The organism is Clostridium sp. KNHs216 (assembly GCF_006714885.1).
In the GTDB taxonomy this organism is placed as follows: domain Bacteria; phylum Bacillota; class Clostridia; order Oscillospirales; family Acutalibacteraceae; genus Caproiciproducens.
In genome coordinates this window covers 1810355-1829232 of the sequence record NZ_VFMF01000001.1, presented here as the reverse complement: position 1 = coordinate 1829232, position 18878 = coordinate 1810355, and the positions used below count along the sequence as shown (strand labels likewise).

Below are 18878 nucleotides of genomic sequence, written 5' to 3'. Positions count from 1 at the left end.
GCTCACTCACCTCTCCCGCTTACAATGCTTTCCACCCTTACAATGATTTGACTTTTAGTTATTCCAAAATCCGCGGCGGACCGGATTGCGTCGTCCAGCTTTTCCAGCGCAATTTCCCGCTGCTGGGAAATTGCGGAGAGGTCCTCGGAAAGAAAGGACCCTTTCCCCGGGATGGAACAGATAATACCGTCGTGTTCAAGCATCCGGTAGGCCTTTTGCACCGTGTTTGGGTTGACCCCCAGCTCCTGCGCCAGCGCCCTTACGCTTGGAAGCGGCTCCCGCTGGTCCACAGCGCCCACGGCGGCCATGCGCCGTATGCTTCTGTACAGCTGCTCGTAAATCGGCAGCCGGCTCTTATAATCGAGTGTGAACACCATCCTCACCTCTTCTGTATTTTCTGTATTATTAAGATTAGTACAGCTAGACTATAACATGCTTACTTCCTCAAGTCAATAATCATTACAAAAATGTCAACAATAGAAAAACAGCGGGGAAAAACGTTTACGGTCGGGTTTTCTGTTTGTGGTTAATCTCTGAATTCAAAAAATTTATATACGGGAACTTTCAGCAGGTCGGAGATCGCGAAAAGGATGTCCAGCGAGACCCCCGAAACGGCAAGCTCAATTTTACTTACGGTTGTTCTGTCAATGTCCAGCTTTTCCGCAAGAGCTTCCTGTGTGTATCCTTTGTCCTTCCGATAATATGCGATATTCAGGCCCAGCTTTCTGTATTGATCATAATGCTTTAAATCCATGCCAATCACCTCAAACGAAAGGGCCGTTAACGGCCCGGGTTTTTCTGCCTGCTAGATTTCCGGTGGGGGCGGATCGCTTTGCGGGCCGGTTTTTGCAGTCTCCTTACCGGCGGCTGGCTTCGCTTCAAACAGGGTGGGGAGCACGCCGATCTGGGTCAGAATTTTATAAAGGATCAAAAGCGCGGAGCAGTAGATCAGAATCAGAAAATTCTGGGCCACCAACGCGAAATAGATCGCCGCGAGCATGGTCAGCGGATGAATGTCGATCGACGAGGAGATCAGTTTCGGCTCAATGATCTGGCGGATGGAGGTAATCAGCAGCCAGCAGACCAGAAGCGCGCCCGCTTTGAAAAAGTTGCCGCTTACAAGGTAAAGAAGCGTCAGGGGGATATAAATGGTTCCGGGGCCGAGCACGGGAAGAATATCGGCGATGCCGGTCACAATGCTCAGAACAAGCGGATACGGTACACCCAGCGCGAAAAAAACGATCAGCGTTTCCACAAAGGTGATGAAATAAATCAGCAGATAGGAACCGACGTATTTTCCGCTCATATTCATTCCGTGGCGCGACGCGGAGCGGATATTGAACGCGGTGGTCTGGGAAAACAGCGACATGACGTGCGATTTGATCGAGGTCATGTCCTTTGAAAAGAAGTAGGTGGAAAGAATCATGACGATGAACATGGTGAAAATGGCCGGCAGGGAGGTCAGGAAGGTGAGCACGCTCGCCAGGATCGTTTTTACGATTCCGGCGCCGGATTGGGCGATATTCAGAATCTGCTGCTGATTCTGTTCAATATATTTGGAATTGATGCGATTCAAATACTCTCCCGCCATACTGATCAGGCTGTTGATCGGCGCGGTCAGGGCGCCTACGTCCGTGGTCAGATTGTTCAGCAGGTTGCTGATTTCATAAATCAGCCAGTAGCCCAGCAGAAACAGAAGGCCGAACACCACCACAAAAACCAGAAGCGTGGAAAGCGCCGCGGCCGCCGAGGGGTTGAAATGCATCCGCTTTTTCAGCTGTCGGATGACGGGCTGTACGATCAGGGCCAGCAGAAATCCCGCCAGAAAAGGAAACGTGAATTTCAGCGTAAGCGCGAAAAAGTAGAAAAGCAAAGTAAACCCTACGAAAAAGGCCAGTAGCGGCTTTAACCGGGTAAGCTGTCGCCTGTCAAACAAAATCATATCCTCCTTGCCTTTTGCTGTCCGAAATAGTAATATAATATCATTATATTCGATCTTTTGCAAAAAAGAAAGCAAAAAAAGAGCGCCCCGCTCAACGCGAAGCGCCTCAACCTGCCCCGTTATTCAAATACGATTATTTTTCGCGGCCTAAAAGCCAGTCGACTGAAACATTTAAAATATTAGCTAAAGCAGAAAGTTCAAAATCCGTTACATAGCGGATCTGGCCTTCCAATTTAGACAAGCCGGAGGCGTTCATATCGACACCGTTAACCTGAAGCTGAGCCAGAAGCTCTTTCTGCTTCATCCCTTGGTTTTTGCGTGCCATCTCCACACGCGCACCGACTAAATTACGAGTTCCAAGTGCCTGTTTGCGTAATCTCACTGAATTCATCTCCCCACGAAATATTTTTTACGCACATACATATTCCATCTGCACAGCGCCTGTAACAAAATTTCCTGAAAATTTACAAATCATTGGAAATTTACCAGCGTAAATTCTGTTAATGTCATATAGTATAATATTTTATTGTTTATAATGCAATAAAATATAAAAAAATTTCACATAATGAACCAATATTTTTCAAATTAGTAATGATTTCATCATATTTGCATTTCTTATTTGTTATTTTGCCTTAACCTTGTTATAATATTCTTCATATAGCTTATAATTTATTGTAATTTTCAAAAAGAGATTTTTATAGACCGGGATGCCGTTACGGTATCCATGAGACACTTTACTGCTGTTCTATAATATGATGACCGGCACGGGTGGAGTTACAGCAAAATTTAATAATTTATTGGAGCTGAACAGGATGAATGAACAGAACGGATTCAAAACCAACCTGACCATGCTGACCGATTTTTATGAAATCACCATGGCCAACGGCTATTTTACAAACGGCTATCAAGACACGATCGTCTATTTTGACATGTTTTTCCGGCGTGTGCCAAACGACGGCGGCTACGCGATCATGGCCGGTGTCCAGCAGGCCGTGGAGTATCTGGAGAACCTGAAGTTTACCGAGAAGGACATTCAGTATCTGCGGGACTGCAAAATTTTCAACGAGGATTTTATCGGTTATCTGGAGAATTTCCGGTTCGCCTGCGACGTGTGGGCGGTCCCGGAAGGGACCCCTATCTTTCCGACCGAGCCCATCGTTACGGTGCGCGGGCCGGTAATCCAGGCGCAGTTCATTGAAACCATGATTCTGCTCTGTATCAATCATCAGAGCCTGATTGCCACCAAGGCCAACAGGATTGTCCGCGCGGCGCAGGGAAGAGCGGTCATGGAATTCGGTTCCCGCCGCGCGCAGGGACCGGACGGAGCCGTTCTCGGGGCCAGGGCGGCCTATATCGGCGGGTGCTGCGGTACCGCCTGCACCCTTTGTGACCGGGATTACGGCGTGAAGGCGCTGGGCACCATGGCGCACAGCTGGGTCCAGCTGTTTGACAGCGAGCTGGAAGCCTTCCGGGCCTATGCCCGGGAATATCCGAACCAGTGTACCCTGCTGGTCGATACCTACAATGTTCTGAAATCGGGCATTCCCAACGCGATCCGCGTGTTCAACGAGGAGCTTCTCCCTCTCGGGTTCCGCCCCGCGGGAATCCGCATCGACAGCGGCGACATTACTTATCTTTCCCGAAAAGCGAGAAAAATGCTGGACGCCGCCGGATTTGAGGACTGCAAGATCTGCGCGTCGAATTCTCTCGATGAGTATATAATACGCGACATGCTGATGCAAGGTGCCTGTGTGGACAGCTTCGGCGTGGGCGAGCGCCTGATTACCGCGGCCAGCGAGCCTGTTTTCGGCGGCGTTTACAAGCTGAGCGGAGTCGAGGACGCAAAGGGGAATGTCATTCCGAAGATTAAAATCAGCGAAAACGTGGCAAAAATTACCACGCCCTGCTTTAAAAATCTCTGGAGGCTGTTTGACAGGGAAAGCGGCAAGGCGATTGCCGACCTGATCACTTTGCACGGCGAGGTGATCGACGACACCAAGCCGTACGAGCTGTTTGACCCGGAACATATCTGGAAGAGGAAAATCGTCAAAAATTTCCGCGCGGTGGAACTGCGCCAGAAACTGTTTGAAAACGGAAAAAGCCTGACAAAGCCGCGCGACCTGAACGAAATCAAGGAATACTGCCTGCAGCAGGTGGATACGCTCTGGGACGAGGTCACGCGTTTTGAAAATCCGCATCAGTATTATGTGGATTTATCACAGAAGCTTTGGGACGAGAAAAACCGCCTGATCTCCGAGCACAGCTTTTAACGGAAGCCGGCATCGGATTCGTTTTTCAGTCGGCGGAAGGCCGCTTCCATAATCTGCAGTTGACAGACGGCCTTTCATCGATTAAAATAGTCTAGCGAGCAGGCTGAGCAGCTGCGGACACAGTCCGAAAGGACGTGCCCGAGGAAAGTCCGAGCTCCACAGGGCAGAATAACGGCTAACGGCCGCCGGGGGCGACCCCAGGGAAAGTGCAACAGAGATATACCGCCGGTAAACGGTAAGGGTGGAAAGGCGAGGTAAGAGCTCACCAGCGCGCGGGAGACCGCGCGGCTCTGCAAACCCTATTCGGAGCAACACCGCAGAGGGACTTCATGCGCCGGCCCGGCGCGTCCCGAGAAGGTGGCACTGAGCCGCGATGGCAACATCCGGCCAAGATAGATGGCTGTTCACGACAGAACTCGGCTTACAGGCCTGGTCGCATCAAAAAGACGAAAACCCGCTGTTTCAGCAGGCTTTCGTCTTTTTGTCTTTCATTGCGCATTTAAAATTATACAGATTGTATAATTTAAAACAAAAATACTGTTATTGCGGCGGAAACTCCGGGATTCTGCCGAATTCAGGCTATAAAGCGGGCAGCCCTGCCACTCCGTTGACAGGCAGGGAAAACGCAATGGCCTTGGCGTCCGTATGAAGGCCCTTTTCGCGCGCAATCGCCTGCATAATTTCTTCACGGTGTTCGCTTTTTGTTAAAATCAGAATCAATTCCTTTTCCGGCTGGATCGTAATGCCGAAGAATTTTTCGGCGTCCTTCACACTGGCACCCCGCGCGTGGATCACGGTACCCCCGGTCGCTTTCGCGGCTTTTGCGGCATCCATCACTTCATCTGAAAAACCCTGATTGGCAATCGCGACGATGAGTGCGTGTTCAAAGGATTGGTCCATAAAGCTCCCTCCTGTTTTCTGTAATACGGTATGGCAGAGAGTCTCTTCCCTGCATCCCGCAGCACCGTTGATCGGTATGGTCATGGCAATACCGCTTCCGGGCCTGCCTATTTTTTCATTCAGTTCTTCCACAAAGCTTTCGGCTGTTTCCCCGGGCATCACACTGAACAGAACGTCTTTTTCCGTTTCGCCAAGGCCCCAGTAGGACAGGATTTTTGAATCCGCGGTTCCTTTTCCCAAAGCCAGGAAATTCAGGCGCACACCTCTGCCGGAAAACAGATCTGCAATTTTTTTGCCGTTTCCCCGGTTGAGAATCGTGATCATCAGTACGGTCGATTCCGATCCGGTATTTGTCTGCGTCATTTCATTCCTCCCTTTCCAACGAATTGTCGCCATCTGTTCTATTTTCGCTGGTTTCCTCGGAATTTGCAATAGGGTTTTCGACTTTTCCCTTATTTTCCTCCGATTCTTCCGGAAATTCCGGATTTTCCCCCGAGAATTCAGGCGATGCAACACCTTCCTCCGGCAGAACGTTGTCCGCTTCTTCCGCCTTTTCCGCGCGGTCGAGCTTGATCCGGTAAATAATACCGATTGCCTGTACGGTGATGATCGGCATCATGGCCACCATGGCGATAATCCCGAAGGCGTCCGTCATAATATTACCGCCTAACGCGTCACACGCGCCGGAAGCAAATGGAAGCAGAAACGCCGCGGCCATGGTCCCGGCCGCCACGCCGCCGGAGTCGAAAGCAATAGCGGTGAAAATTTTCGGGCTGAAAAAGGTCATTGCCAGCGCAATGGCATAGCCCGGAAGCAGGAAGAACCAGATGGAGGTGTGCGTCATGATGCGAATCATGGCCAGAGCCAGCGCAAGCCCCACGCCGATGGAAAGGCCGACCATCATCATCCTTCCGGAGATCGCGCCGCTGGTGATATCCTCCACCTGATTGTTCAGAACATGAACCGCGGGCTCCGCAAAGACGACGCAGCACCCGATCACCGCGCTCAGGGGAATGAGAATCCAGCGGTAGGGAAGGGAGGCGATGGAACGTCCCAGGTAGGTGCCGGCAGGCATAAAGCCGATGTTGACGCCGGTCAGAAAGACCGAAAGCCCGACGAGCGTGTACACAATTCCGACCATAATGCGAATCATCTTGATTTTCGGGAGCTTTAGATGAATCAACTGGAGGAATATGAAAATCACGACGATCGGAAGCAGAACAATACAGACTTCCTTAAAAAACTGGAGAAAGCCGTTTGCAAACAGCGCAATCAGCTCGCTGACGCTGTCTACGGTCGCAGCGGACTCAAACGCGAACCCCGTTCCGGAGGGGTCGAAAAACATTCCCGTGATCAGCACCGCCAGAATAGGGCCGATGGAGCACAGCGCGCACAGCCCGAAGCTGTCCTCCTCCGCGGTACTGCCGCCGCGCACGGCAGAAATGCCCAGGCCAAGCGCCAGAATAAAGGGCACGGTAATCGGTCCGGTGGTTACGCCGCCGGAATCAAAGCTGACGGCCAGATAGTCCGGGGCCGTCAGTGCGGCGATAATGAAGACAAAAACATACGAGACGATCAAAACGTGGGATAGATTCATCTGGAACAGGATGCGCAGAAGCGCAATCACCAGAAAAATGCCCACCCCGCACGCGACAGACGCGATCAAAGCGGCGTCCGGCACGGCGGGCACCTGCTTGGTCAGCACCTGCAGGTCCGGCTCCGCCACCGTCACCACGACGCCCAGGATAAAGCTGCTTACCACCATCAGCCAGAGCTTCCGCGACTTGGTCAGCACCGAGCCGATGGTTTCTCCCATGGGAATCATCGATAGTTCCGCGCCCAGAGTGAAGATGCTCATCCCCACGATCAGCAGGACCATTCCGGTGAGGAACATCATCAGAGTGCCTGTGGGCATGGGCGCGATTGTAAAGTTCAGCAGAAGAACGATGATGCCAACAGGCAGGACGGATTGCACGGATTCTTTCAGTTTTTCGGTCATTACTCCATTCATTCTCAACTTCCTTTCGTTCATAGTATCTATTTCAGCTTTCAAACCAGCTATTCAGCCATTCATGGTGACAACCGCATATTTTACTAAAATTATAACATATTTTGTATAAAATAGACCGAATAATACAAAGAGTTCAAAAATTGTTCATAAAATCAAAGGATATAGATAAAGCGGGCGGTCTGCCGGAATGACAGACCGCCCACTTTATATAGGAAGATATGTAAAGATCTTGTACTCTGAATGAATATATACCCGGCAGGCGTCGTATCTTTTACCGGTGGTTTGCCGGGACGCGGCGGCCGCCGGGCGGCTGGTAAATAAAAAAGCGTGTATTCTGTAAGCTATAACAGAATACACGCCCTTGTGCATTATATTACAATATACCCTCGCAAGCCAATGCTGTTCCCGCTTTTAGATCACACTGAAAAGCAGGTCGCCGTAAGTCGGGTACGGCCAGTATTTTGCGCCGACCAGGCTTTCGATTTCATCCGCGATGACACGGGTTGCTTCCATTTCCGCGAAAACCGTATTGCGGTAGTATTTTGCCTGTTCTAGAACATCCTTGAATTCTTTCTCCGGTACGACGGTCTCTTCCAGAACAAGCATTTTCTTGTACAGGTCGGAAGTGAGGCTGGACAGCTTTTTCAGCAGGGTCTCTTCCAGTTCGCAGCAGATGTCCGCACACAGCTGTTTCTTGTTGATGGCCTCCTTGCTGATGTCCTTCATATAGGAGCAGGCCGCCGGCAGAATGTCTTTTTTGATCATATCCACCATGGTCAGCGCTTCGATGTGGAGCTGTTTACAGTAGTTTTCCAGCTGGATTTCATAGCGGGAATGAACTTCCGTTTTCGTCAGCACGTTGTATTTTTCAAATAAAGAGATATTGGCGTCGCTGACATAGTACGGCAGCGCGTCCGCGGTGGAGCGCAGGTTCAGCAGACCGCGTTTTTTCGCTTCCTCGACCCACTCTTCGGCATAGTTGTTGCCGTTGAAAATGATACGGCTGTGATCGTTGATCGTGTCTTTGATGATCTCAGCCAGCTTGGAGTTGAAATCATCCGCCTTTTCCAGCTCATCCGCAAAGGTGCACAGGGCGTCGGCAATGATCGTGTTGAGCATGATGTTCGGACACGCGATGGAAACGGTGGAGCCGAGCATACGGAACTCAAACTTGTTGCCGGTGAAGGCAAACGGGGAAGTGCGGTTGCGGTCCGTGGAATCCTTCGGGAAAGCGGGCAGAACATCGACGCCGATTTTCATGGAAACTTTGTCCTGCTGATGATAGGAGGAGCCGTCCTCAATGGACTTCAGCACGCTGGACAGCTCGTCGCCCACGAACATGGAGACGATCGCCGGGGGAGCTTCGTTCGCGCCCAGACGGTGGTCGTTGCCCGCGCTCGCGACAGAGATGCGGAGCAGGTCCTGATGCTCGTCGACCGCCCGGATGATCGCGGCAAGGAAAAGGAGGAACTGAGCGTTCTCGCGGGGAGAATCGCCCGGCTCAAGGAGGTTTACGCCGGTGTCGGTCGAAATGCTCCAGTTGTTGTGCTTGCCGCTTCCGTTGATGCCCGCGAACGGCTTTTCATGGAGCAGACAGGTCAGGCCGTGCTTTGTGGCGACCTTCTTCATGATCTCCATGGTGAGCTGGTTCTGGTCGGAGGCTACGTTGCTTGTGGTGAAAATGGGAGCGAGTTCATGCTGGGAAGGAGCGACTTCATTATGTTTTGTCTTGGCGAAAATGCCAAGCTTCCAGAGTTCTTCGTCCAGTTCTTTCATGTATGCGGACACTCTCGGCTTGATTACGCCGAAATAGTGGTCCTCAAGCTCCTGTCCTTTCGGGGGCTTCGCGCCGAACAGCGTTCTGCCGGTGTAGATCAGGTCTTTTCTTTTTTCGTACATCGCCTTGTCAATGAGGAAATATTCCTGTTCCGGTCCTACCGTGGTGATGACCCGGTGGGCTTCGGTGTTGCCGAACAGCTTTAAGATCCTCATTGCCTGCCTGTCGATCGCGTCCATGGAACGCAGCAGGGGGGTCTTTTTATCAAGCGCCTCGCCGCCGTAGGAGCAAAACGCGGTGGGAATGCAGAGGGAGCCGTCTTTGATGAACGCATTGCTGGTAGGGTCCCAGGCCGTGTAGCCTCTTGCCTCAAAGGTCGCTCTCAGTCCGCCGGACGGAAAGCTGGAAGCGTCGGGTTCGCCCTTGATCAGTTCCTTCCCTGAAAATTCCATAATGATCTTGCCGTTTTCCACCGGATAGATAAAGCTGTCGTGCTTTTCCGCGGTGATCCCGGTCATCGGCTGGAACCAGTGGGTGAAGTGGGTCGCGCCCTTTTCCACCGCCCAGTCCTTCATCGCGTTTGCAACGACGTTCGCGACCTGCAGATCCAGCGGCTTGCCCTGCTCCCTGGTCTTTCTCAGAGCCTTATAGGTGTCCTTTGGCAGTCTTTCCTTCATAACCGTATCGTTGAAGACCATGCTGCCGAACATTTCAGGAATATTGCTCATGAAAATCACTCCCTACATAAATTACAAAAAAGAATAAAAAAAGAAGGCACTATAGGGCAAATCCCTACAGCGCCTTTGCTGCTATGCGCTTATTATATGACAGCCGGGGCGGAATGTCAATAAAAAAATAAAAATTTGCAGGATTTGATAATATTACATGCATAACCATCCTGTTATTGATAAAGTTTTATGGAAAATTGCACTAGTCTGCAATTTTAATGCCATAATTATGCAAAATCTATTGACATTAGAGCCTAAACATTATATTATAAAAAAACGCAAATTTAGTAAACAGCCGAAAGCTGTGAATTTCGCAATTTTTGCTGACGGGGCATAAAATGCGTCGGAATACGAAATTGCAGGGAGGTCAGTTTTTTATGCAATTAGAGGGAGATGTAAGGATACCTTCGGGCTGCGCCATATCGGGAATTTTTTCGCGCAGCGGAAAGAAAATGAACGGCGAAGCCATTATTCGCTCCATTACCACCATGCACGACCGCAGCAATGGATTGGGCGGCGGCTTTGCGGCCTACGGAATTTATCCGCATAACAGGGACCTGTACGCGTTCCATGTTTTTTACGGAAGCGCCCGCGCCAAAGAGGAATGCGAAAAAGAGATCATGGCGAACTTCGACGTGACGGTCGCGGAAAAGATTCCGACCCGAAAAATGCCGGAAATTACGGATGAACCTGCAATATGGCGCTATTTCGGCCTGCCGTTTGAAAAGCTGCTCAAGGATACGCAATTGGACGAAAGAGAATTCGTCGCGCGCTGCGTGATAAAGATCAACACGCAGATCAAGGACGCCTATGTGTTTTCCAGCGGAAAGAACATGGGCGTGTTCAAGGCGGTCGGCTTCCCGGAGGATGTGGGAAGATATTACTGCCTGGAAAACTACGAGGGCTACTGCTGGACGGCGCACGGGCGTTACCCGACCAACACGCCGGGCTGGTGGGGCGGAGCGCACCCGTTCGCCATGCTGGACTATTCCATTGTACATAACGGTGAAATTTCCTCCTACGACGCGAACCGCCGCTTCATTGAGATGTTCGGCTATAAATGTACACTTCTGACCGATACCGAAGTGATTACCTATATTATTGATTACCTGAACCGGAAACAGGGGCTCAGCCTGAAAGAGGCCGCGGACGTCATCGCCGCCCCGTTCTGGAGCGAAATCGACCGGATGCCGGCGGCGGAACGCAAAAAGTTCACCTACCTGAGAAACGTGTTTTCCAGCCTGCTGATTACCGGCCCGTTCTCCATCCTGCTGGGCTTCAGCGGCGGCATGATGGCGCTGAACGACCGTCTGAAGCTGCGTTCCATGGTCGTCGCCGAAAAGGGCGACATGGCCTATGTGGCGAGCGAGGAATGCGCGATCCGCGCGATTGAGCCGGACCCGGACAGAACCTTCGCCCCCAGAGGCGGAGAACCGGTCATTATCACGTTGAATGAGGGGGTGGATGCATAATGCCTGTCGATTTTTTATATCCTGAATATGAAGTAATCCGTAATCCGCAGCGCTGCATTGCCTGCCGCGTGTGCGAACGACAGTGCGCCAACGAGGTGCATTCCTACGATGCGGAACTGAATCTGATGAAGAGCGACGAGTCCAAGTGCGTCGACTGCCACCGCTGTGTGGCGCTTTGCCCGACAAGGGCGCTGAAAATCGTAAAGTCCGATCACACCTTCAAAACGAACGCCAACTGGACGAACGAGGTCATCGGCGAGGTATACCGTCAGGCCGGATCGGGCGGCATGCTGCTTTCCTCCATGGGCAACCCGAAGCCGTATCCGGTTTACTGGGATAAGATCCTGATCAACGCTTCGCAGGTGACCAACCCGTCCATCGACCCGCTGCGCGAGCCGATGGAAACCAGAACCTTTCTGGGCAAGCGGCCGGAAAATCTGGAGCGCAACGCGGACGGCAGCCTCAACACGGAGAACCTTCCCCCGAATCTGGAGCTTTCCGTGCCGGTCATGTTCTCCGCCATGAGCTACGGCTCCCTCAGCTACAACGCGCATGAAAGCCTTGCGAGGGCCGCCGAGGAGTTGGGCATTTACTACAACACCGGCGAGGGCGGCCTGCATGAGGACTTTTACCGGTACGGCGCGAACACCATCGTGCAGGTTGCGTCCGGACGTTTCGGGGTACATAAGGATTATCTGGAAGCCGGCGCGGCAATCGAAATCAAAATCGGTCAGGGCGCGAAGCCGGGAATCGGCGGGCACCTGCCCGGAACGAAGATCGTCGGCGACGTTTCCCGCACCAGAATGATCCCGGAGGGCTCGGACGCGATTTCTCCCGCGCCCCACCACGATATCTATTCGATCGAGGACCTCCGCCAGCTGGTTTACTCCCTGAAAGAGGCCACCAACTATAAAAAGCCGGTCATTGTAAAAATCGCGGCGGTGCACAATGTCGCCGCCATCGCCAGCGGCATTGCCCGCAGCGGAGCGGACATCATCGCCATCGACGGCTACCGCGGCGGCACCGGCGCCGCCCCGACCAGAATCCGCGACAACGTCGGTATCCCGATCGAGCTTGCGCTCGCGGCTGTGGACGAGCGGCTCCGCCAGGAGAAAATCCGCAACAACGTTTCCCTCGTCGTCGGCGGCAGCATCCGCAACTCCGCGGATATCGTCAAGGCCATCGCTCTGGGCGCGGACGCGGTGTACATCGCGACGGCGGCGCTTCTGGCGCTCGGCTGTCACCTCTGCCGCAGCTGCCAGACGGGCAAATGCAACTGGGGCATCGCGACCCAGCGGCCTGACCTTGTCAAACGCCTGAACCCCGATATCGGCTATAAGCGCCTTGTCAACCTTGTCTCCGCGTGGCAGCACGAGATCAAGGAAATGATGGGCGGCATGGGAATCAATTCGATTGAAGCGCTCAAGGGCAACCGCCTGATGCTTCGCGGAATCGGATTAAACGAGAAAGAGCTTGAGATTCTTGGTATCAAGCATGCGGGGGAATAAGCGATGAAGAGGATCTATGTAAATGAGAAATGGTGTCTCGGGTGCCATCTTTGCGAATATAACTGCGCTTTTGCCAATTCCGGCAGCGACGATATGGTCAAGGCGCTCAAGGATATTCATATCAACCCGAGGATACGGATCGAGGAAAACCAGGGGATCAGCTTTGCCGTTTCCTGCCGCCACTGTACGGAGCCGCTCTGTGTGAAAAGCTGTATTACCGGCGCGCTCAGCGTGGATAACGGCGTTATTGAGGTCGACAAGGACAAATGCGTGGGCTGCTACACCTGCGTTATGATATGCCCCTACGGCGCGATCATGCCGGGGAACGACGGCAGCGTCATCCAGAAATGCGAACTCTGCACGAACAACAGCTTCGGAGAGCCCGCGTGTGTGCGGGGCTGCCCGAACAAGGCGATCGTTTTTGAGGAGAGGTGAACAGAATGAATTATGTAATTATCGGAAATTCGACTGCGGCGGTCGGCTGCATCGAAGGAATCCGCTCCGTGGATCAAACCGGAAAAATCACGGTGATTTCCAAAGAGCCGCATCATGTTTATTCGCGTCCGCTGATTTCCTACCTCCTTTACGGAAAAACCACCCGGCAGCGCATGAAGTACCGTCCGGACACCTTTTATGAAGACAACCGGGTGACCCCGCTCCTGGGCGTTACGGTTACCGGGGTGGATTACGAAAATAAAAAAGTCCTTTTGGACAACGGGGACGGGGTCGCGTTTGACAGGCTGCTCTTTGCGACCGGTTCCTCTCCTTTTGTTCCGCCCATGGCGGGGCTGGAGGAAGTGGAGAATCAGTTCAGCTTTATGAAGCTGGACGACGCGGCGGCCCTGCAGAAGGTCATTGATCAGGAAAGCCGCGTGCTGATCGTCGGCGCGGGCCTGATCGGCCTGAAATGTGCGGAGGGAATCTGCAGCAAGGTAAAGCAGATCACCGTTGTGGACCTCGCGCCCCGCATCCTGCCGAGCATCCTTGACGAAGCGGGCTCCGAAATCGTGCAGAAGCACATTGAGGAGCAGGGGGTAAAGTTTATCCTCAGCGACAGCGTCGCGCAGTTTACAAAAAATTCCGCTCTGCTGAAAAGCGGCGAAAAGCTGGAGTTCGACGCTCTGGTTGTCGCAGTCGGCGTCCGCCCGGAAACGAAGCTTGCCGCGGACATCGGCTGCAAGGTCAATAAGGGGATCGTTTCCGACATCCACTGCGCCACGAATCTGGACGGCGTTTACGCGGCGGGCGACTGCAGCGAAAGCTACGACATCACCTCCGGCCAGTACCGTGTGCTCGCCCTTTTGCCCAACGCGTATATGCAGGGCGAGGCCGCGGGCATCAATATGGCGGGCGGGGAAAAGGTCTACGACAAGGCCATCCCGATGAACGCGATCGGATTTTTCGGGCTGCACATCATCACCGCCGGGAGCTACGACGGAGAAGCCTATGTGGTGCGGACCGAACAGACCTATAAAAATCTGGTCTCGAAAGACAATCTGTTAAAGGGCTTCATCCTGATCGGTGACGTCGCCAGGGCGGGAATCTACACTTCGCTGATTCGCGAAAGGACACCGCTCGACACCGTCGATTACGAACTGATTAAGGAAAAACCGCAGCTCATGGCGTTTACCGCGTCGGAAAGAGCCGTTAAGCTCGGAGGTGCCAAAGAATGAAAATCAATGCGGACAATCAACATTTTAAAGACCTGAACAATGAAATCCGTATCTCCACGGAAGCGGATATCACGGTGGACAACTGTCTTGGGCAGCGCTACATCGCCTCCGGCATGAGCGGGAAAAACATCACGATCAACGGGGTGCCGGGCAACGACCTGGGCTGCTATCTGAACGGCGCCACCATCCGGGTAAACGGCAACGCGCAGGACGCCACCGGCGACACCATGAACGAGGGGACCATTATCATCGACGGCTCCAGCGGCGACGCCACCGGCTACGCGATGCGCGGAGGAAAAATCCTCGTGCGGGGCAACGCGGGGTACCGCGCGGGCATCCATATGAAAGCGTATCAGACGCACCAGCCCCTGATCATGATCGGCGGCGAGACCGGCAGCTTTCTGGGCGAGTATCAGGCCGGCGGCACCATCGTCGTGCTGGGCCTAGGTTCCGAAAAGAAGGTGCCCGTGGGCAGCCTTTGCGGAACGGGAATGCACGGCGGCAAGATTTACCTGCGCTGCGAGGCGCTTCCGGAGGATCTGCCGAAGCAGGTGCAGGCGGCTCCCGCCTCCCCGGAGGACATGGCGGCAATCGACGGCCATCTTGATGAGTTCTGCGGTATTTTCAATATCGATAAGCAGGAAGTGCTTTCCAAAAACTTCTATGTCCTGACGCCCAATACGAAAAACCCGTATAAATCGCTCTATACATTTAACTGAAGCGCAGGCTGCCGGACCTACCGGCCGGGAAGTGCCTGCGGCGGCGCTCTTAATCGGTTTGCGTTGAATCGTGAGTGGAATGCTCCCAAACTCCTTCTGTCGCGCCGGGCGCGCCACCTCCCTCACGGAGGGAGGCAGGGGTTCTTTAAAGGTTCCCTCTGTGAGGGAGCTGGCAGGCGAAGCCTGACTGAGGAAGTCTCTTGTTCAGCAAATTTGGTTAAATATAGAAAGGCGGAGCAGCTGCTCCGCCTTTTCGTATGTTATGATTTACAGGTTATTTAACGACTGGTCGATATCCTCAAGAATATCCGCGATGTTTTCGATGCCTACCGACATCCGGATCATGTCGGGACCGATGCCCGCCTCCCTGAGCTGATCGTCGTTCAGCTGGCGGTGGGTCGTGCTGGCCGGGTGAAGCACACAGGTGCGCAGGTCCGCCACATGGATAACGATAGACGCGAGCTTTAAGCCCTCCATAAATCCGGCGGCGGCTTCGCGCCCGCCCTTTATCCCGAAGGAAATCACGCCGCAGGTGCCGTTCGGCATGTACTTTTTCGCGAGTTCGTAATATCTGCTGCTTTTCAGACCGGGATAATTCACCCACGCAATTTTGTCGTTCTGCTCCAGATACGCCGCCACGGCGAGCGCGTTGGAACAGTGACGTTCCATTCTGAGCGCGAGCGTTTCCAGCCCCAGATTGAGCAGGAACGCGTTGTTCGGGCTCGACTGAGCGCCAAGGTCCCGCATCAGATGCGTGCGGGCTTTTACAATGTAGGCCGCTTTGCCGAACTGCTTTGTGTAGACGATTCCGTGGTAGGATTCGTCCGGCTCGGTCAGCCCGGGGAACTTTCCGTTTTCCCAGTTGAAATTTCCGCTGTCCACAATCGCTCCGCCGACCTGAACGGCGTGGCCGTCCATGTATTTCGTGGTGGAATGGGTGACGATGTCGACACCGAAAGCAAACGGGCGGCAGTTGATGGGAGTGGGGAAGGTGTTGTCTACAATGAGGGGGACGCCGTGCGCGTGCGCCGTTTTTGCAAACAGCTCCAGATCGGTTACTACGAGCGAAGGATTGGTCAGCGTCTCCGCAAATACGCAGCGCGTATTCGCCCGGAAAGCGGCGTTCAGCTCTTCCTTTGTGCAGTCCGGGGCAATGAATGTAAATTCCAGTCCCATTTCGCGCATGGTTTTGTAAAACAGGTTAAAGGTGCCGCCGTAAATTGCGCTGGAGCAGACCACATGGCCGCCCGCGGGGCAGATGTTCAGCACCGATATCAGGGAAGCCGCCTGACCGGAGGAGGTCAGCAACGCGCCGACGCCGCCTTCCAGAGCGGCGATCTTTTTTTCCACCGCGTCAATGGTCGGGTTGCCCAGACGGGTGTAGAAGAATCCGTCGGCCTTCAGGTCGAACAGTTCGCCGAGCGTTTCCGCACTGTCATATTTAAAGGTTGTGCTCTGTACGACGGGCAGTACGCGCGGCTCGCCGTTTCCCGGTTCATAACCCGCGTGGATGCAGTCCGTATCAAGATGATAATGGCTCAATGAAATTTTCCTTTCCCTTTAAAATCCGCCTTTTGTGAAAAACGCTTTCAGCGCGTTGGCCAGAAAGTCGGCCGCCGCCACAACGCCCCACACAACCAGAATAAACATCATTGCCGAAACGATCCGCCAGAAAAAGCGCTTGCGGGAACTCATCGGCTCCGGCTCCTCTTCGGGTTCGGAACCCTCTTCCGGCTCGGACGGCTCTTCGGGTTCGGGCCCTTCCTCCGGGCCGGGGGTGCTGCTCTCAAGCTTCGCGTCCTGTGCGTCCGCAATTCCGATCCCGTTCAGCAGCTCTTTGGCGGTATTCCTATCCCGGAAAGCCACGAAAATATTGCGGGCCTCGTAAAAAGGCCTGCTGCCGAGCAATATGGAAGGCGGCGAGCCGAAGCCGCTGTCCTGCTCGACAAATACGATTCCGTTTTCCTGAAAGACGGACCGGATCATGACGGCATTCGTTTCGTCCGTCGTCAGCAAGAGCACCGGGTCGTCCGGTCCGGGTTCCCGCAGCTTTTTGGAACCGCATGCGGCGCAGCGGTCGGTGTCGCTGTCAATGAGCAGCTGGCACTTAGGACAGTACAGCATTCCTCTCACTTCCATTTCATTGCTTTATCATATCACATTTATTGACTAACTTACAAGAAATCCGCATAAATATTTATGAATAATCACACTCACAGCAGGATGGGCTGAAGCTGCCTTCCCTCCAGCGCGGCAAGCGCCGCGGGCTGAATCAGGCTGAAATCCGCGACCACGGAGGTCGGCTTTTTACCCGGGTCATCCTGTTTCATAGGAACGAAATAGATATTTTTGGTATTGAGCAATTTTGCGATATTCTGCGCCGACGCAGCGAGCGCGTCGTTCGTGGCAGGGGCCAGCAGTACCGGCCTGCCGATGCGCAGGTTGGATTTCACCGCCATGGTCACGGTGGTGTCGGTGATCCCGTTCGCGATTTTGGCCAGCGTGTTGCCGGTGCAGGGAGCGACGATCATCAGGTCAACCATCTTTTTCGGTCCGATAGGTTCCGCCTCTACGATGCTTTTGATGATCTTTTTGCCGCAGAGGTCCTCAATCTCCCAGATAAAATCGTCCGCTTTTCCAAAGCGGGTGTCCGTCGTCGCAGCGTTCTGCGACATGATCGGCAGAATGTCGTACCCCGCTTCCACAAGGGCGCGGATTTGCTCGATCGCCTTGTCGAAGGTGCAGAAGGAACCGCAGAGGGCATAACCGAAAGTAAGGCTTTTCATCTTTCACTCCTCCATCATATTATAAATGGTATTTTTGATGATTTCACCGGCGGTTTTCGGAGCGACCTTTCCGGGCAGGGAAAGAGCGTGGATCGCCTTGATGCCGAATTTCTGCGCGGCTTCGTAATCCACGCCGCCGGGCGGGGACGAAAGGTCGATGATCAGCGGTTTGGAGCGCATCTTCGAAAGCATGCGCCGGTTGAATATCAAAGCGGGCGCCGTGTTGAAAATAACGTCGTACTGATCTTTGTCGCAGATTTTGTCCGTCATGGCGGAGGAATACCCGAAGGATTCGATCCAGGCGATATCGGAATATCTGCGGGCGCTCACCGTCACCGAGGCGCCCAGTCCGCGCAGCATCATCGCCAGAATTTTTCCGATTCTTCCGTAGCCCACAACAAGGCATCTGCTCTGGCTGACGGTGCCGGGGTATTCGCGCATCGCGATCTCGATCGCGCCCTCCGCGGCGGGAACGGCATTGTGTACGGCGAACTCCTCCCGGGTATAATAATCGTAGGTGTCGATGGAATCCCAAACGTCGCTGGTCTGGTAAAGCTTTCCCATCATTCCTCCGTAAACCTGTTTATTTCTCATCAGTTCGGCAAAGCTGTCGTTCAGCTCGATGCCGTTTTCGCTGTAAACCATATTCAGATGGCTGCCGTCCGCCGTAACTGGCAGCGGAAGGATAATATTTTCACACCGGATCATAATTTCCTCAAGATCCGCCTTTTTTACGTCCTTGGAAAATTCTATGTTGTCAAATCCATAGACATAGACGGTGTACCCGTCCGACGCAATGGATTCGGCCAGCGCGATCTGGCGCTTGTCGCCGCCCAGTACGCCGAAACTGTTGATATCTACCATTGTACAAACCTCCACAAACTTCTTTCCCCATATTATGGAGATGGAACGCTCGGTGTGATTGCGCGGGTTTTCCGTTTTGATTTTATTTTTTATTGCAAATATCCGAAAAAATGTTTATTATAAACAGGTATGGCAATATAATAGAGAGGGTCAATATTTTGCAGCGGTTTCCTTTGCGCCGGGTCACGGGATCGAACGGATTTTTCCCACAGAAGGTGGGGAGCAATC

17 protein-coding genes and 1 other RNA gene are annotated in these 18878 nt (G+C 53.3%); 7 read left to right on the top strand and 11 right to left on the bottom strand.

Annotated features, from left to right (window positions below; all coding sequences use genetic code 11):
• Nucleotides 1–2 precede the first annotated feature (2 nt).
• From LY85_RS08800 to LY85_RS08785, 4 genes are all read right to left on the bottom strand, one after another.
• On the bottom strand, nt 3–377 hold the full coding sequence (locus LY85_RS08800) for a GntR family transcriptional regulator (RefSeq protein WP_243122516.1): 375 nt from the start codon (nt 375–377) through the stop codon (nt 3–5).
• A gap of 149 nt (nt 378–526) precedes the next feature.
• On the bottom strand, nt 527–754 hold the full coding sequence (locus tag LY85_RS08795) for a helix-turn-helix transcriptional regulator (RefSeq protein WP_038325857.1): 228 nt from the start codon (nt 752–754) through the stop codon (nt 527–529).
• Nucleotides 755–805: 51 nt separating this feature from the next.
• Entirely contained in the window at nt 806–1936 is a 1131-nt protein-coding gene (ytvI, locus tag LY85_RS08790) for a sporulation integral membrane protein YtvI (RefSeq protein WP_185741169.1), read from the bottom strand.
• A gap of 139 nt (nt 1937–2075) precedes the next feature.
• Entirely contained in the window at nt 2076–2333 is a 258-nt protein-coding gene (locus tag LY85_RS08785) for a helix-turn-helix domain-containing protein (RefSeq protein ID WP_038325855.1), read from the bottom strand.
• Between the two features lie 421 nt (nt 2334–2754).
• Between LY85_RS08785 and LY85_RS08780 the strand changes: the two genes are divergently transcribed.
• Nucleotides 2755–4212 (top strand): nicotinate phosphoribosyltransferase, encoded by a 1458-nt coding sequence (locus LY85_RS08780; RefSeq protein WP_243122515.1) that lies wholly within the window; start codon nt 2755–2757, stop codon nt 4210–4212.
• 95 nt (nt 4213–4307) lie between these two features.
• Nucleotides 4308–4652, top strand: an RNA gene (gene rnpB / locus LY85_RS08775) — RNase P RNA component class A.
• Between the two features lie 139 nt (nt 4653–4791).
• On the opposite strand, the gene LY85_RS08770 is transcribed toward rnpB, so the two are convergent.
• The 3 genes from LY85_RS08770 to LY85_RS08760 all read right to left on the bottom strand — a co-directional run bounded on the left by LY85_RS08770 (nt 4792) and on the right by LY85_RS08760 (nt 9628).
• Nucleotides 4792–5475, bottom strand: a complete 684-nt coding sequence (locus LY85_RS08770) for a P-II family nitrogen regulator (protein WP_141826340.1) — start codon at nt 5473–5475, stop codon at nt 4792–4794.
• A 1-nt stretch (nt 5476) separates the two neighbouring features.
• Entirely contained in the window at nt 5477–7123 is a 1647-nt protein-coding gene (locus LY85_RS08765; protein ID WP_141826339.1) for a DUF1538 domain-containing protein, read from the bottom strand.
• Between the two features lie 411 nt (nt 7124–7534).
• The gene (locus LY85_RS08760) at nt 7535–9628 is read right to left on the bottom strand and encodes a glutamine synthetase III (RefSeq protein ID WP_141826338.1); all 2094 of its coding nucleotides are present in this window, start codon (nt 9626–9628) and stop codon (nt 7535–7537) included.
• 377 nt (nt 9629–10005) lie between these two features.
• On the opposite strand from LY85_RS08760, the gene LY85_RS08755 reads away from it, so the two are divergent.
• Genes LY85_RS08755 through LY85_RS08735 form a run of 5 tightly spaced genes read left to right on the top strand, consistent with a single transcriptional unit; the run spans nt 10006 to nt 15000 of the window.
• Nucleotides 10006–11100, top strand: coding sequence for a glutamine amidotransferase family protein (locus LY85_RS08755; protein WP_141826337.1), 1095 nt, complete (start codon nt 10006–10008; stop codon nt 11098–11100).
• A complete protein-coding gene (locus LY85_RS08750; RefSeq protein WP_141826336.1) occupies nt 11100–12608 on the top strand; it encodes a glutamate synthase-related protein in 1509 nt (502 codons plus the stop codon). The genes LY85_RS08755 and LY85_RS08750 overlap by 1 nt, the downstream gene beginning before the upstream one ends.
• A 3-nt stretch (nt 12609–12611) precedes the next feature.
• Nucleotides 12612–13043 (top strand): 4Fe-4S dicluster domain-containing protein, encoded by a 432-nt coding sequence (locus LY85_RS08745; RefSeq protein ID WP_038325848.1) that lies wholly within the window; start codon nt 12612–12614, stop codon nt 13041–13043.
• A gap of 5 nt (nt 13044–13048) precedes the next feature.
• Nucleotides 13049–14281 carry an FAD-dependent oxidoreductase gene (locus tag LY85_RS08740; RefSeq protein WP_141826335.1) on the top strand — a complete coding sequence of 411 codons (1233 nt, stop codon included), beginning with the start codon at nt 13049–13051 and terminating at the stop codon, nt 14279–14281.
• The gene (locus LY85_RS08735; RefSeq protein ID WP_038325845.1) at nt 14278–15000 is read left to right on the top strand and encodes a glutamate synthase; all 723 of its coding nucleotides are present in this window, start codon (nt 14278–14280) and stop codon (nt 14998–15000) included. The genes LY85_RS08740 and LY85_RS08735 overlap by 4 nt, the downstream gene beginning before the upstream one ends.
• A gap of 267 nt (nt 15001–15267) precedes the next feature.
• Here LY85_RS08735 and LY85_RS08730 read toward each other — a convergent pair whose 3' ends face one another.
• The 4 genes from LY85_RS08730 to dpsA all read right to left on the bottom strand — a co-directional run bounded on the left by LY85_RS08730 (nt 15268) and on the right by dpsA (nt 18650).
• A complete protein-coding gene (locus LY85_RS08730; protein ID WP_141826334.1) occupies nt 15268–16542 on the bottom strand; it encodes a PLP-dependent transferase in 1275 nt (424 codons plus the stop codon).
• Nucleotides 16543–16560: 18 nt separating this feature from the next.
• A complete protein-coding gene (locus LY85_RS19245) occupies nt 16561–17124 on the bottom strand; it encodes a hypothetical protein (protein ID WP_185741168.1) in 564 nt (187 codons plus the stop codon).
• Nucleotides 17125–17213: 89 nt separating this feature from the next.
• Nucleotides 17214–17786, bottom strand: coding sequence for a dipicolinate synthase subunit B (locus LY85_RS08715; RefSeq protein ID WP_141826331.1), 573 nt, complete (start codon nt 17784–17786; stop codon nt 17214–17216).
• Between the two features lie 3 nt (nt 17787–17789).
• Nucleotides 17790–18650 carry a dipicolinate synthase subunit DpsA gene (gene dpsA / locus LY85_RS08710; protein ID WP_038325839.1) on the bottom strand — a complete coding sequence of 287 codons (861 nt, stop codon included), beginning with the start codon at nt 18648–18650 and terminating at the stop codon, nt 17790–17792.
• Between the last annotated feature and the right edge of the window lie 228 nt (nt 18651–18878).

Bases quoted from the DNA above. Each gene is read 5' to 3' on its own strand.
- LY85_RS08800 (WP_243122516.1), bottom strand. From the start codon at position 377: ATGGTGTTCACACTCGATTATAAGAGCCGGCTGCCGATTTACGAGCAG.
- LY85_RS08795 (WP_038325857.1), bottom strand. From the start codon at position 754: ATGGATTTAAAGCATTATGATCAATACAGAAAGCTGGGCCTGAATATC.
- LY85_RS08785 (WP_038325855.1), bottom strand. From the start codon at position 2,333: ATGAATTCAGTGAGATTACGCAAACAGGCACTTGGAACTCGTAATTTA.
- LY85_RS08780 (WP_243122515.1), top strand. From the start codon at position 2,755: ATGAATGAACAGAACGGATTCAAAACCAACCTGACCATGCTGACCGAT.
- LY85_RS08770 (WP_141826340.1), bottom strand. From the start codon at position 5,475: ATGACGCAGACAAATACCGGATCGGAATCGACCGTACTGATGATCACG.
- LY85_RS08765 (WP_141826339.1), bottom strand. From the start codon at position 7,123: ATGAATGGAGTAATGACCGAAAAACTGAAAGAATCCGTGCAATCCGTC.
- LY85_RS08760 (WP_141826338.1), bottom strand. From the start codon at position 9,628: ATGAGCAATATTCCTGAAATGTTCGGCAGCATGGTCTTCAACGATACG.
- LY85_RS08755 (WP_141826337.1), top strand. From the start codon at position 10,006: ATGCAATTAGAGGGAGATGTAAGGATACCTTCGGGCTGCGCCATATCG.
- LY85_RS08750 (WP_141826336.1), top strand. From the start codon at position 11,100: ATGCCTGTCGATTTTTTATATCCTGAATATGAAGTAATCCGTAATCCG.
- LY85_RS08745 (WP_038325848.1), top strand. From the start codon at position 12,612: ATGAAGAGGATCTATGTAAATGAGAAATGGTGTCTCGGGTGCCATCTT.
- LY85_RS08740 (WP_141826335.1), top strand. From the start codon at position 13,049: ATGAATTATGTAATTATCGGAAATTCGACTGCGGCGGTCGGCTGCATC.
- LY85_RS08735 (WP_038325845.1), top strand. From the start codon at position 14,278: ATGAAAATCAATGCGGACAATCAACATTTTAAAGACCTGAACAATGAA.
- LY85_RS19245 (WP_185741168.1), bottom strand. From the start codon at position 17,124: ATGCTGTACTGTCCTAAGTGCCAGCTGCTCATTGACAGCGACACCGAC.
- LY85_RS08715 (WP_141826331.1), bottom strand. From the start codon at position 17,786: ATGAAAAGCCTTACTTTCGGTTATGCCCTCTGCGGTTCCTTCTGCACC.
- dpsA (WP_038325839.1), bottom strand. From the start codon at position 18,650: ATGGTAGATATCAACAGTTTCGGCGTACTGGGCGGCGACAAGCGCCAG.